General features: G+C 35.3%; 12 protein-coding genes. All 12 read right to left on the bottom strand.

Annotated features, from left to right (window positions below; genetic code table 11):
• A partial coding sequence (locus H5S41_RS01850; protein ID WP_182601935.1) for an SDR family oxidoreductase occupies window positions 1–520 on the bottom strand: 520 nt, incomplete at its 3' end.
• An 82-nt stretch (window positions 521–602) separates the two neighbouring features.
• Entirely contained in the window at window positions 603–1,643 is a 1,041-nt protein-coding gene (gene rfbB / locus H5S41_RS01845; protein WP_182601933.1) for a dTDP-glucose 4,6-dehydratase, read from the bottom strand.
• A gap of 11 nt (window positions 1,644–1,654) precedes the next feature.
• On the bottom strand, window positions 1,655–2,236 hold the full coding sequence (rfbC, locus tag H5S41_RS01840; RefSeq protein WP_182601931.1) for a dTDP-4-dehydrorhamnose 3,5-epimerase: 582 nt from the start codon (window positions 2,234–2,236) through the stop codon (window positions 1,655–1,657).
• Between the two features lie 4 nt (window positions 2,237–2,240).
• Window positions 2,241–3,113 (bottom strand): glucose-1-phosphate thymidylyltransferase RfbA, encoded by an 873-nt coding sequence (gene rfbA / locus H5S41_RS01835; RefSeq protein ID WP_182601929.1) that lies wholly within the window; start codon window positions 3,111–3,113, stop codon window positions 2,241–2,243.
• 50 nt (window positions 3,114–3,163) lie between these two features.
• Entirely contained in the window at window positions 3,164–4,417 is a 1,254-nt protein-coding gene (locus H5S41_RS01830) for a glycosyltransferase-like membrane protein (RefSeq protein ID WP_310740886.1), read from the bottom strand.
• Window positions 4,418–4,786: 369 nt separating this feature from the next.
• A complete protein-coding gene (locus H5S41_RS12090) occupies window positions 4,787–8,419 on the bottom strand; it encodes a CotH kinase family protein (protein ID WP_182601927.1) in 3,633 nt (1,210 codons plus the stop codon).
• Window positions 8,420–8,510: 91 nt separating this feature from the next.
• Window positions 8,511–8,921, bottom strand: coding sequence for a DUF1829 domain-containing protein (locus H5S41_RS12150; RefSeq protein WP_375139009.1), 411 nt, complete (start codon window positions 8,919–8,921; stop codon window positions 8,511–8,513).
• 134 nt (window positions 8,922–9,055) lie between these two features.
• Window positions 9,056–9,490 carry a protein-export chaperone SecB gene (locus H5S41_RS01815; RefSeq protein WP_182601916.1) on the bottom strand — a complete coding sequence of 145 codons (435 nt, stop codon included), beginning with the start codon at window positions 9,488–9,490 and terminating at the stop codon, window positions 9,056–9,058.
• Complete coding sequence (locus tag H5S41_RS01810) at window positions 9,490–9,837, bottom strand: hypothetical protein (protein ID WP_182601914.1); 348 nt, start codon at window positions 9,835–9,837, stop codon at window positions 9,490–9,492. The genes H5S41_RS01815 and H5S41_RS01810 overlap by 1 nt, the downstream gene beginning before the upstream one ends.
• A 23-nt stretch (window positions 9,838–9,860) precedes the next feature.
• Window positions 9,861–10,433 carry a hypothetical protein gene (locus H5S41_RS01805; RefSeq protein ID WP_182601912.1) on the bottom strand — a complete coding sequence of 191 codons (573 nt, stop codon included), beginning with the start codon at window positions 10,431–10,433 and terminating at the stop codon, window positions 9,861–9,863.
• A 68-nt stretch (window positions 10,434–10,501) separates the two neighbouring features.
• Window positions 10,502–12,817 carry a glycoside hydrolase family 73 protein gene (locus H5S41_RS01800; RefSeq protein WP_182601910.1) on the bottom strand — a complete coding sequence of 772 codons (2,316 nt, stop codon included), beginning with the start codon at window positions 12,815–12,817 and terminating at the stop codon, window positions 10,502–10,504.
• Between the two features lie 567 nt (window positions 12,818–13,384).
• A complete protein-coding gene (locus tag H5S41_RS01795; protein WP_085720378.1) occupies window positions 13,385–14,353 on the bottom strand; it encodes an IS30 family transposase in 969 nt (322 codons plus the stop codon).
• Window positions 14,354–14,443 lie beyond the last annotated feature (90 nt).

Genomic DNA, 14,443 nt, shown 5'->3' with positions numbered 1-14,443 from the left:
TATCGTGATCCTTGGCAAGTCGTAACATGGTGTAGACAAAGTTCTTGCCATACTTACCAAAAACCCAAGAAGTACGGATAATATAATAATCGTCAAGAATTGACTTAACTGCTTCTTCACCTGCTAACTTAGCCTTACCGTATTCATTCTTTGGGTTGACCGGGGCATCAACTTTATATTCTCCCTCATTAGTACCATCAAAAACATAGTCAGTGCTGATATAGACCATCTTAGCACCAACCTTTTTCGCTGCTTCGGCAACATTTCGCGTACCAACTTCATTTACCTGCCAATTTAACTCTTTAGCCACATCTTCGGCATTGTCAACGGCAGTATAGGCCGCACAATGGTAAATAACAACTGGGTTTAATGCGTTGATCTTTTCGTCCACAATCTTTTTGTTAGTAATATCCATTTGCTTGGAATCAAAGGCATCATACTCAATACCCCGTTCATCTAATAAATTACGTAATTCAGAACCGAGTTGACCATTGGCACCGGTGATTAAAATTTTTGTCATCGCTTTTCTCCTCTCTTTTAAATTAATAGTCGTGATGTTCATCGGTAATCGATTAGAATATCACGACTATTTTTATTAATTATTATTGTCCATTCTTAGCATACTTTGCTTCAACGGCGGCCTTCTCATCTTTCCACCAATCTTGGTGTTCTGTATACCAATCAATAGTATGTTGCAAGCCGGTCTTGAAGTCAGTGTATTCTGGTTCCCAGCCTAATTCAGTTCGTAGCTTAGTCGCGTCAATCGCATATCGCAAGTCATGACCAGGACGATCCTTTACATGATCATAAGCATCTTTAGGCTGACCCATTAGTTCCAGGATCATTTCCAGAACTTCCTTATTGTTCTTTTCACCATCAGCACCAATCAGGTAGGTTTCACCAATCTTACCCTTAGTTAAAATGTCCCATACTGCACGAGAATGGTCATTGGTGTGAATCCAGTCACGGACGTTTTTACCTGAACCGTAGAGCTTCGGCCGAATGCCGCTTAAGATATTAGTAATTTGACGCGGAATAAATTTTTCGATGTGTTGGTAAGGACCATAGTTGTTGGAACAGTTAGAAATCGTGGCCCGTAGGCCAAATGACCGTACCCATGCCCGCACTAATAAGTCGGAACTAGCCTTAGATGAAGAATATGGACTCGACGGCTTATATGGGGAATCCGGCGTAAACTTCTCGCCTTTGCCCTCACCATGACCCGGTAAGTCTTCCCGCAATGGTAAGTCACCATATACCTCATCAGTTGAAATATGGTGGTAACGAACATCATACTTCCGACAAGCTTGGATTAAGGTAAAGGTACCTTCAATATTCGTCTTAATAAATGGTGTTGGATCAATCAATGAGTTATCATTATGACTTTCGGCCGCATAATGAACCACGGCGTCCGCCTTGCTTACTAACTTATCAACTAAATCCTTATCGCAGATATCGCCAACTACTAACTCCACCTTATCTTTAGGCAGGCCATCAAGGTTAGCAGGATTACCAGCATAAGTTAATTTATCTAAAACCGTGATATGTTCAACTTCCGGGTGATCCTTAACAACGTTGTGGACAAAGTTAGAACCAATAAAACCGGCACCACCGGTAACAATAATATTCTTAAATGTTTCCATAAGTACCTCGCTTAAATCTCGCCATAGACAAAGGGATTGTTCTTTTCAAATTCAGTTAAGGTTGGCTGGGCAGCATCCTTTTCAGAAGTAATCGCCTTATCAAATTCAATTGGCCAGTCAATGTTTAATTCGGGAGTCTTAAAGGAGATTCCGCCATCAGCTTCAGCATCATAGTAGTTATCACACTTGTAGACAAAGTTAACATTATCAGTCAAAGTTAAGAAACCATGGGCAAAACCACGCGGAACTAATAATTGACGGTGGTTGCTGGCAGATAAAATGTAACCTTCCCATTGATTATATGTTGGGGAACCTTTTCGCACGTCAACGATTACATCAAGAACTGCTCCTGTCACAACTCGAATTAACTTGGTTTGGGCAGCCTTACCACGTTGGAAATGAAGGCCACGGAGAACACCGGCACGAGTTGAAAGAGATTGATTATCTTGAATAAAGTTAAAGTCAATTCCTGCTCCCTTAAAATCACGATCAGAGTAAGTTTCTTCAAAGAAGCCCCGCTGATCACCAAAGACGGCTGGTGTAATGATCTTAACATCTTGTAGTTTTGTCGTTTGAACCTTTAATTTACCCATTATCTTAATTCTCCTGTTCCGCTAACCGTAATAAATACTGACCGTAATCATTCTTCTTTAATGATTGCGCCAGTTCTACTAATTCTTTCTTATTAATGTAGCCCATCCGGTAGGCAATTTCTTCAAGACAAGCCACTTTAAGGTTTTGCCGTTTTTCAATCGTGGCAATAAAGTTGGCTGCTTCAAGCATTGAATCATGAGTCCCGGTATCAAGCCAGGCATAGCCACGACCCATTAACTTAACGTCTAGCTTACCCTGTCGTAAGTATTCTTTATTAACATCGGTAATCTCTAATTCACCGCGCGCAGATGGCTTGATGTTCTTAGCAATATCAACGACCTGGTTATCATAGAAGTATAAACCAGTAACCGCGTAATTGCTCTTGGGCTGAGCTGGCTTCTCTTCAATTGATAAAGCATGCATCTGATCATCAAAGTCAACGACTCCGAAACGTTCGGGATCATTGACATGATAACCAAAAACGGTTGCTCCGTCAGCCTTTTTGGCAGCCGACTGAACTAACTCCGATAAACCCGCCCCATAATAAATATTATCACCGAGGATTAAGCAAACACTATCATCACCAATGAAATCTTCACCAAGAATAAAAGCTTCCGCTAAGCCATTAGGGTGTTCTTGCACTTTATATGAAAAATTAAGTCCTAAATTAGAACCATCCCCTAATAGGTCTTGAAAAAGAGGCATGTATTCGGGGGTTGAGATAACTAAAATATCACGAATTCCCGCTAACATTAAAGTCGATAGCGGATAATAAATCATCGGCTTATCATAAACCGGAATCAATTGTTTTGAAATACCACGCGTAATTGGATAGAGACGGGTACCAGACCCACCTGCCAAAATAATTCCTTTCATAGTGGCCTCCTTACTTGATTGCAAAAATCCTTTACTATTTTAACACATTTTTATGGAAATTCTTTATTTGCCTGTATTTGTGTAATACCGAAGCTTGATAATGCAATTAAATACGGTAAAAATTGAATTAGATAACGCGATCTACCACCTTCAAATAACAGTAGAAATACAAAACCACCTAAAATAGTTAATTTTAGAATTAAACTATCATTATTAGCTTTGATTGTAGCAACTATCATAAATGCTAATGCTAACGTCCATACTAGTTGATTAACAATCTTCCAGCCATTCCAATTAATCTCTACGAATGATTGATTATTTAAATATATTTTGCGTGTAATTCGTTGAATGCTAATTTTCTCTCCAAATGGCATCAAATAATTTTGTCCAGCGTCCATTCCCCAACCAAAGCCTGCATCACTTGTATTATTAATTTGCTTAAGCACTAAAAACTTTATATATCCGGCTACACCAAATTTTTTAAGTCTTTTGATAATTACTCGATTATTATACTTTTTTCTTTCCTGCAGATTCTTTATTTTATGGTTTGCCAACACATCCTCATTATTATAACCGCCAGTACCTATCATTCCCATAGCAATAAAGTGATTAGCAGGAATGGCTTTAGTAGAATCTATTCGCACTATAGAATTATGAGACTTATAAGCATTGAATGGTACATATATAATTAGAAATGATAAGCTAAAAATAATTATCGCTTTTAATGGTTTCTTTGCTTGCTTTAAATCAAATAGTTTTACTATTAATAGTGCAACATCAAAAATAATTAAGCTTGGTTTTACTAGAAACGCGATTCCTGATAATATTCCCACGCTAACTATAACCTGGTAATTTACAGATAAAGAATACAGATATAAAAAAAGGCAACTTATCAAGAAAGCAAGAATATCACTATATGGAATAACACCGAGCGGACTCAAAGCTAATAGGAACCAAGTAAAAATTCCCGATAGTATACTAACTTGACAATTAAAAATTCTCTTCAGTGCAATAAATAAAATAAAAATAGAAACGTCAATCAAAAAATAACTAATCATGCCCAATATCATAATAAAAGCCGAGTAAGAAGTAATACCTATAAGATGAAGTGAATTATTAATAATCCGCTCTAATACAAGTAAGAAAATATTATTAGGATTATAGGAAAAATAGTCTGGATACCATGAAGTGATACTTTTATTGGCCGCTAGAGTAGTGATGATACTAGGATCCCAAGTTGTATTCCCAGAAAGACCAATAACCAATAATAACTGCCAAATAACAGTTAGGGTACTGACTAATATAAGTAAGAATTTACCCCCCCATTTTTTATAAATTCAATAATATTAGTAACTATCTTTGGAAAGAAATATTGCATGATTGCAAAGAGAAAATATAGCAGCACTAGCATCAATACAACAAGTGGCTTTGCAGATTGCAATTGACTATAGACGTTACTGACACTACCAATAAGTGTAATTGATAGTAACAATATAAGTATAATATTCACTAAGTTAGTAAAATAATTCTTTAATTTCAAAATCATTCCTCCAATTTATTACACTAGAGATATAAGCAACATCACTAATTCTAACAAAACAAAATTGGATATTAAATCTAAAAAGGCTACATGCTTCAACAAGATTGAAAACATATAACCTTATAGACAATATTTACTTTTTAATCACTGGTGAATAGTAATCGACATAATTACTATTACCATCATCTGAAGAGGTAAAGCGGTGAATCAATTGAATATTTGAGTTTTCTAAGTCAATAGGAGAAATTATCTCGCCAGAAAAGCCAGCATTCTCACTATTATAGATATATGGATATACCTGTTTAACATCAGCTCGGGTTAAGTTTTGTTCATTTGAGTTTAATTTAACTCGTGCAACCTCACTGCCATTTTTTAATAAGATTACATACTGGAAAGGCTTATCAATTGTCCGATCGTCAATATGCCAACCAGCAAAGGAAACTTTCTGACCGTCAACTATTAACTGGTCAAACCAGCCAGCGTTAGTGGGATAGGCTGAACTCAACTGATCATAATAGTTACTATTACCATCATCTGAACCAGTAAATCTTAAAAGGACTTGCAGCGTATCACCCATTCGATCAGTGTCAACTTTTACAACAGAGTCAAAGCCACTATGCAAGCTATTGCTAATAGTTGGATAAACATTGGCCACATCCGTTCGATCAGTTAAACTTACTTTTTGTCGACCTATTTCTTGACCATTACTTAAAATAATTAAGTAGGCATTTGGCGCAATCACAAAATAATCACTAGCCATCCAACCGGTTAAATGAAGACCATCTTTAGTCATAAAGACATTATCAATGCTATATGCCTGTTGGTTTTGCTGAGGTAATGTAAACCAATAGTCAGTATACAAACCACTATCACCGTTACCAACACTAGCAATTGAATACCTACTTACTAGTGAATAAGAATGTCCAGGAAGCAAAGTTACTTTTCCTAAATTAACGTTAAAACCTGCCCAGTTAGCATTTTGAATATTAGAATATACTTGAGCAACATCCGAACGCATTACATTACCAACCTTTTGAGATAAAATCTGCGTATTAGTTGTATTATCAAATAAAATTAGATAATGGTTCTTTTCTAAGCTAGTCATATCCGCCGCGTGCCAACCACTAACCTGCAATTGTCCGTCACTAACATTAAAGCTATCTAGATACCCAATATTTTGTTGCTTGCTTGGCATTAATTTAACAGGATTAAACCATGAATCAACGTAATTACCCTCACCATTCATATCATCGCTATAACGACTGATAGCTTGCAAGTTATGACTAAGGTCTAAACCATTTAAATCAAAATCAGCTGTAAAACCAGATAATAGTGAATTATCAATATTTGGCAATACTTTTTGGACATCAGCTCGGACACTATTAAGAACACGCTGACGGCCGACTTCCCTTCCAGTTGTCTGATCAAAAAGAATAACAAAGTGGTATGGCTTAGTGAGTGCAAGGTTCGTCGCATGCCAACCGGTAACACGGAGAGTATTATCAGCAGACGTGTTAAAACTATCTAATGCTGAGTTATTGCTTTGATCTAACTTAATACTTGAATTCCAATACTCAGTATAGTCACCTTCACCATTTATATTGTTACTATAACGGCTAATAACAACCAATTCATCGCTTGAGGTTGAAAGGTTATTAATATTTAGCGGAACTGTAACATCAAAGCCTGAATATTCAGCATTGTATAAATCATATGTTTGTTTTACATCTGGACGATAAGTTGGCGCCGTTACCTGAACTCTACCTAGTTCTTTATTATTAGTCTTATCAAAAACGATAATATAATGATAGGGATGAGTAGCTACTTGATTCGTAACATGCCAACCTGCAACATGAACACTATTATTTATTAACTGAACGGTATCAAGCCAAGCTATATTTGTATTTTGATTTTTATCGAAACTGTCACTTACGTAATTAACTTTAATTATTGAGCTATCCATATTTGAATTAGCTTGAAGTGAATCAATTTTTGTAATTAACCGATTATTAACTAATGCAGAATAACCATTTATTACCGGAATAGAATATTCTGAGAAAACACTTTGATCCGTTGTCCACTGGCTAGCAGTAGTTAATTGGTCATTAGCAGTATTAAAATGACTAGCTCGTTTGAACGTTACAACCTGTTTTTCAGCTTTTTTATTTCCGTTCGGCTCATTCAATTCTATCGTCCGCGTAACTGATTTTGTTTCCGGTAACTCAATAACAGTATCAGGAGTTGAAATTCCCCATAGATTATCAACTGTCTTCAACCGTGAATTTCTTTGCTTAAATAACTCTTGCTTGGAAAGGTAAGCTCGATGAGTAAATAATCCATCCATATTATATTGGTTCCATAGTTGATCATTAATTTGATAATTTTTCTCACCGATAATATCAAACCACTGATTAAATAAAGTAATTACGTTTCCTGTACTTAAAACAGTTTGTCGTAATTCTTTATAGCGATTAATAATATCCTGGCGATGATGATTATAGATATTGATTAATAATTTATTGCCAGAATTATTCAACGTTTGACTAAAGTCCGCTTTTTCATCAGTTGTACTACCATCCCACGAGTTAGCCCACGACATATCTAAATCATATGGCATTAACGTCCATTTACTGCCATCCTTACTAAGGTAGAAGATGTTTTTCCGTAATCCATCAGCATTATTAATCGCAAACGAAAATACTAAATAATCAATTGCAGATGGAATATCAATATATTGTTGTTCAAGACGTAAGTAATTATTTTCAGACGCATTAGCTACCTGATAAAGCTCATTAAAGCGGTCAATTGTTGCTTGGGTAACTTTAGCTGGTGAAACATTAGAAAAGGCTGAGTCACTAATGAAGTTTTCAGCAGTTACAGGTTGCTGAAAACCGGTAACTGGACTATAACCCTCACCAGTAATTGCAATATCATTAGCTTTTTCATCATTCATTTTATAAAGCTTATCTTGATGATAAGTATTAAGACTATATAAGCCCATATTTAAACCATTAATGGTTAAGTTAATCGGAATCCCTGCTATTTGACCATAGTTAGGCATCTTTTTAACAATACTCTCTTTTAAATTGGAACGGCTATCTGTTATTTGCTTGAATAACTCAGAATTAACAACATTATTGCTCTTATTCGGATCAGTAAAGTTTGCTTTTAAATTAAAGGCATTTGTTTTAAAACCACTACCCGGAATCTCTAATTTTAGCTTTTTAGTAAGTGCTTCATCTTGATAGATTTTTAGTCGGTAACCTTTTTTCGGCCAAGCTAGTGTACTATTACCCTGATACTTGATCGTTCCCCATGCAATAACAGTCTGCCCATTATTTAGATTAATCTGGGTATTGATTGTTTTTAGATTATCTTTTGAAATACCTGAAAGATCACCATTAATATTAATTGTACTAATATTATTAGCAGGAACTCGCTGAGTAGTATCTTCTACCTGATGAAGTTGGCCATCAACCGTATATGATTGCAAATTGTTATTTTGATCATACGAAGTGACATTCCCACTACCGTTATCCGCAATCTTCGCCTGTGGAACAACCGTAACTTCTTGCTTCTCTGTATTATTATTCGATGTTGCCTGCGGTACTACTACTTGTTGTGCTTGCGCTTGAGGTATTGCAGTATCTGCCTTAATACTTTGAGTATCAGCAAATACTATCCCTGTAGTAACCCCCATGACAGTAATTGCTGCCACACACCATTTCTTCCCATCTTTATACAATTTAAAGTGTTTTTTTTCCACTAAAATATCCTCCCTATTTTTAAGTAAGCCTTTTCATATTATAACAAAACAAATAGCGGTATCCTAATATCAATAAAATACCACTATCTTTTTACACAGCTAACTCTTTAACAAACTTATTCCTCTCACTATATTTAACAGGAATTATATCATTTTGATTAAATAATGTAATAATATCTGGATTGACGTGCACTTTTGTATTTTCTTTGCTGCAATCGTTTATAAATACATAATATTTTGTTAAACCATCCCTAATTAACCTTGTTTGAGTTATATCAGTTAATATTGATTTAGCAAATACGGAATCATTTCGACTTACTGATAAAGTCTTAATAAGTCGTGTAGGAATATCCTTAAAGCCCGAAATTAAGAAATCAAATTTATGAGAAAGGTCACTATTTCCTAAGAAGGAAACACTTTGCGTCGCGCGAATATTATTAGTCTCAAAAAATAATTTCAAGTCATCAAGAAAAACATTAGTGGTATTAGGTGATGATAGCATAAACATATTATTAACAAACAATATTGCTGTTTTGCTTATGGAAGTAAAAATGTCCTAACATGAAATCACACTAGGACAACGATATACTTATCTACTTTATTCATTACTGAATTTTACTAACAAATTTATAGTTTCTAATCATAATTAATTTCTATTTTACCTGAATCTTTTAACATTTTGCTTATATTAATAACAGGTAAAATATAGTTGGGATATTGGTTACCATTAGTAATTAAATTTGAAAACAACGGACGAATAAAGGACCATAATATCGCCAAACTATTCTCTGTTAAAAATTTTTCAAAGGATATATCATATTCAGTATTCTTTTCTTTTTGATAGTTAAATTTCCCAACAATATCAACAACCGCTTTAAATGCAGCATTAGTATTATCTAGGCTTCCTAAAGTTACTTTCAAATTTACAAAAGCAGTTTCTTCCCTTCTTTTAACTTGAATACTACATGATATATCACTGTTCAAATCTATTTGATCAGAGTCAACATAATTAATATTTTTCTTATACGAAAATTCATCTAAATAATAATCTTCAAATTCTAATGATGCCATCATACTGCCTTTCCTAAAGCAAAATTCCTAACAACATGCTTATTCGTTATATTTACTTTGTATATACTATTAGAGCGAGTAAAATTCTTAACTGTTCCTTTATATCTATATTCTGCAACTGGTCTCGAAATAAAGCTTGGACTGCTAGAATTGGTTGATGTAAATCTTACTTTACTTGAATAATATACTGTATCAAATTGCTTATCATTTTTTAAAAAGTTAGGGATAATACTATTCCAATCATATTTTTTATTACCAATATATAATCCAGGTGTATCGGAATTAAATTCAACAGAATATCCCATTTCTGATAAAATCTTTTTCAATTTATCTTTATCTAATTGCATTATTATCCCCTCCTTATTACTAATCATATCATAATTTCTCTTACACTAGTAAAATCGATTAGGCCCTGATCAAAAACACAAAGTTGAATATTATTATTTAATATTGCTGTCGATAAAGATCGTTCATTAAAAACTTCTGCATTTATATTTTCACTTTTTATAGTTTTTGTATTTGTAAAAGTATACTTACAAGCTAAATAATTATTATATCTTCTAAACATATCAATATAAAAACAATGTCGGCTTGAATTATCATTATTAATTTCAGGATTTAATGTAACCGATGGTTGCATCTCTTTAAAATCGTTAATAAACGAATTAAGCTCATGCCTTCCTTTTTCAGTGTCTAAGTTTAGATATTTTTCTTGAGGAACAGTTACCGTTGTCGCTAAAACACACTTTGTTTTTCCTTTATAGTAAGGGTTACTTCTCACAAACCACTTAGCTTTATCTATATCTTCAAGGAAAAAATACACACCTGTTCCTAGCCAATGATCTTTACGCTTTTTCACCATAAATCTTTTGGTATTTAGAATCTCTTGTGCATTTTCTTGAGTTGTTCCATGAAAACATTGTGTCAATATTATATTATTCATGATTTATTTTCCATTAAATTAAGCAGTACTTGTCACTATCCCTAACAAATACTGCTTAACAATTCTTTTTAATATAAACGTTGTAACTTAATAGCGTTAAACCAGAAATCAGTCCGGTTACCTTCTCCACTAGCAGCATCACTATAGCGAGAGATTACTCGGATATCATGACCAATTAAGTTATTGCTTAATCTGAAGCTTGCCTTAAATCCTGATTTTCCGGCATTGTAAATAGATGGATATGCTCGTTGCACATCTGGACGATCTATATTAGTCACTTGTTGACGGGCAATTTCACGATGAGTTGTCGCATCATAAAGAATTACGAAGTGGTTCTTCTGATTGTAACTTTGATCTGCTGCTTGCCAACCAGATACAGTTACTTGACCATTATTAACAACAAAGCTATCAAGAAAACCTTGATTATTGCTTGGAACTGTTACTGGGTTAAACCAAGCATCTGTCCGATTACCTTCCCCACTAGTAGCATCACTGTAACGAGAAATTACTTGAATTTGGTGTCCAGCATAAGCAGCTTTATTGAAGTTAAAGGTAACGTCAAATCCTGATTGACCAGAATTAGCAATATTAGAGTAAGCACGTTGCACATCTGGACGAGCAACATTATTAACCCGTTGACGAGCAATTTCACGATGTGTTGTTGCATCGTAAAGAATTACAAAATGATTTTGTTGCTTAACACTATTATCAGCTGCTTGCCAGCCACTTACATGAACTTGATTGTTAGAAAATTCAACCTTGTCTAAATATGATTGGTTAGCAGTAAAAGTCTTAGGCGCAAACCAGTAATCTACATAGCTTCCTTCACCATTTGATGAATTACTGTAACGAGAAATTACTTGAATATTATCACCAATCAAAGCAGGGCTAAGATTTACTTGAAGGTTAAATCCTGACTTACCAGCATTATAAACGTTGTAAACTTTAGCAACATCATTCCGAATCGTTGAGTTCACTTCATAACGGCCCAACTCACGGTTCTTACTTGCATCAAATAAAATAATAAAGTGATGGTTTCGTCCTGCTGATTGGTCAGTTGCGTGCCAGCCACTAATATCAAGAGTATTAGTAGCAGCATTGATATTAAAGTTATCAAGGTAGGCAGCGTTAGTATTTAAGTTAACCGGATTAAACCAAATATCTTCGCCGCCATTTGGTTCACCGTTTGTATCCTTAGTATAACGAGAAACGACTTGGATTGATTTACCAGCAAAATTTGCAGAGTTTGGTGCGGCTAAACTAAACCCACCCCAACCAGAAATCTTAGTATTAGGGTAAACATTTTGAACATCTTGGCGGTAGACACCATTTACTTCTTGACGGTATAACTCTCCTTTAGTATTGGCATCAAGCAAAATGATAAAATGGTGCATTCCTTGTTCATAATTACTTGAAGCATGCCAACCAGTAACTTGAAGATTATTGCCTTGGACTGAAATGTTATCAATATGACCATTGTTAACATTTTCGTTAAAGGCTTCTTGGTCCCAAGCAGTTAAATTGTAGCGTTGAATTACTGAATTAAGAGTATTTGTATAAGCTGGATCAGTAGCATAACCATCTTGCCGAATTAAACGAGTAACAGTTTGATAATCCTTTTGTCCAATCAAATTACTGTAACGGCTATTTTGCTTCAAGAAGCGACCGTGGTCTACGATACTTTCATAATTTGACGGGTATGCACGAAAGGCATCATTAATACGTACATAACGGCCACCATAGTACTCATATGTTGGCATCGTTACTGATTGTCCGTTGTACGAACCCTTAATACCAAATAAGTTATGACCCTGAGTTGCTAAACCTGATTGACCCCAACCACTTTCAATGATTGCTTGAGCACCTGTTAATGATGGCAATACCCCATATTGTTTCCAACCATCAACTGCGCCCTGATGAATACTTTCAAGGAATTGAACATTATGTGCAGAAAGTCCTGACGTATTAATGTTGCCGGTACCGCTAACATTAGTTGAAGATGTAGCATTTTGGGCATCAGCTTGAGTATTACTTACCTGAGTAGTCGATACATTAGGCTGACTATTAACTGTTGGTGCATTAGCAGCGCTTTGAGCAGCACTACTACTAATGTCAACTGCTCCTTTATTCGGATCCGTATTAGTAGTTGCTTGTTCAGCGGCATGAGTCTGAACAGCTTGAGAAGCCAACACAACATTAGTGCTTTGATCACTAGTCTGTTGACCATTATTGGTTTGTGTAGTAGTTACAGAGGTATTAGCAGCAACATTACCATCTGCAGCCTGAGCATTGCCCTGGAAAAAGACTAAAGATGCCCCAAATGTAAAAATTACTGGTAATACAACACGAAACTGATTATTTTTTGAATTACTATCACTTGCCATAATATAAAATATACCTTCCCCTTTTATTTAATCGTTCTCTAGTGTACCACTCTTAAATTACAAAAAGATTACAAGTAAGTTTTAAGTGGGTTACTTGTAATCTTTTTATTTTCTCTATCTGTTTAAAATACTCCGGTTCAATTAGGCCTCTTAGTGATTGGAGAAAAATGACAAAAACTTTGAGCAATCAGCCTAAAAATATAACTTACAGTATGCATAAGTAATAATATGCTAAATTAATTGCCTCATCTACTAAATAAACATCATAACGCGCTGTTAAAAAGTCTCGCTAGAATCAGAAATACTTTCAAATCTTAAGGAGCTAATATTAAGAATAAAAATAACATTTTAACATAATTTGCTAATTTGTTCGGATACTCTAGAATAATTGTCAGGATAAATAAATGTACTATCAACCCCTACTTCCCTTAATTCATTTAGGATCTTCAATTTTTTCTCTTTTGGTATAACAAAACTTATTAAATCACCATCATCATTAAACAATCTTAATGAATTAATACTATTTTGTACTGCCCATAATTTATCATCCCGAAATGTCAATTTAAATTAGAAAAATGTTGAAAGCTGTTCATCTGTGACGTGACTTAGGAATACTTCAAGTGGTGTGCGGTAGTGAAGTGACTTCCGTGGAATAGTATTTCGTTTGTGCATCAGCTGGGTGATTAGTTCATCTGGTAAATTACGGAAGTCTAATCGTTTACTGAGACCGTCACGACGTAAGATACCATTATTGTTTTCATTCAGGCCGCGTTGATTGGGCGCTCCAACCTCCGCAAAATAAGTATGAAGATCATGTTTATTGGCAATCTCACGCCAGCCCGCGAATTCCTTACCATTATCAAAGGTAATCGACTTAACGAAATGACGAGGTATTTTAGAAAGCCATTTATCCAAGTGATAGTTAACTGCTTCATCAGTTTTACGATGAACGTTAAGCACAATCATCACCTTAGATTGACGTTCCACCAAGGTCATGACCGCACCACGATGAGCTTTTCCTTGAACAGTATCAGCTTCAAAGTGACCAAACTCGTGTTGGTAGTGAGGAAAATCATGGTATCGCTGGTAAATACTCCGACCGAGATGCCCCGCCTTACCACGTCGTTCGACATAGCCATTGGGGTGTCGCTTGCCTTTCATCGGTAATTGCTGGACGGCAAAATTGTACTGTCCACGAGCAAACATCCGATAAAGTGTCCGCATACTACAGCTAATTGTCCGTTCTGCTCGACCAATGATCGTATCAGGTGTCCAGCCCGCTTTAACCTGCTCATTGATGTAGCTGATCTCATCCTTGGCTAGCTGAGCCTGCTTACGACCACAACGCTGCTTATTCCGTTGGTAAGCCTTAAGATACTGTGCAATGGTCTTACCGCTATCAAGAAATCGATAGACTCGGTAAATAGTTTCTTGGCTTCGTTTAAGCAGTTTAGCAGCTTGATAAGCCTTCGTACCTTGGTGCCAAAAATTAGCTATGAGGGTTAGTTCACGTGTGGTAAGATGTTTATAAGTCATTTGTGATGTTCCTTTACTTTTGTTTGTGGTTATTCAAAAGTCTATCACAAATGGCTTTTTTATTTTTCTAACTTAATTTTACAAACGGCG

Origin of the sequence: Limosilactobacillus albertensis, from assembly GCF_014145555.1 — a bacterium.
GTDB classification, from domain to species: Bacteria; Bacillota; Bacilli; order Lactobacillales; family Lactobacillaceae; genus Limosilactobacillus; species Limosilactobacillus albertensis.
This window is presented reverse-complemented; position numbering and strand designations above follow the sequence as displayed.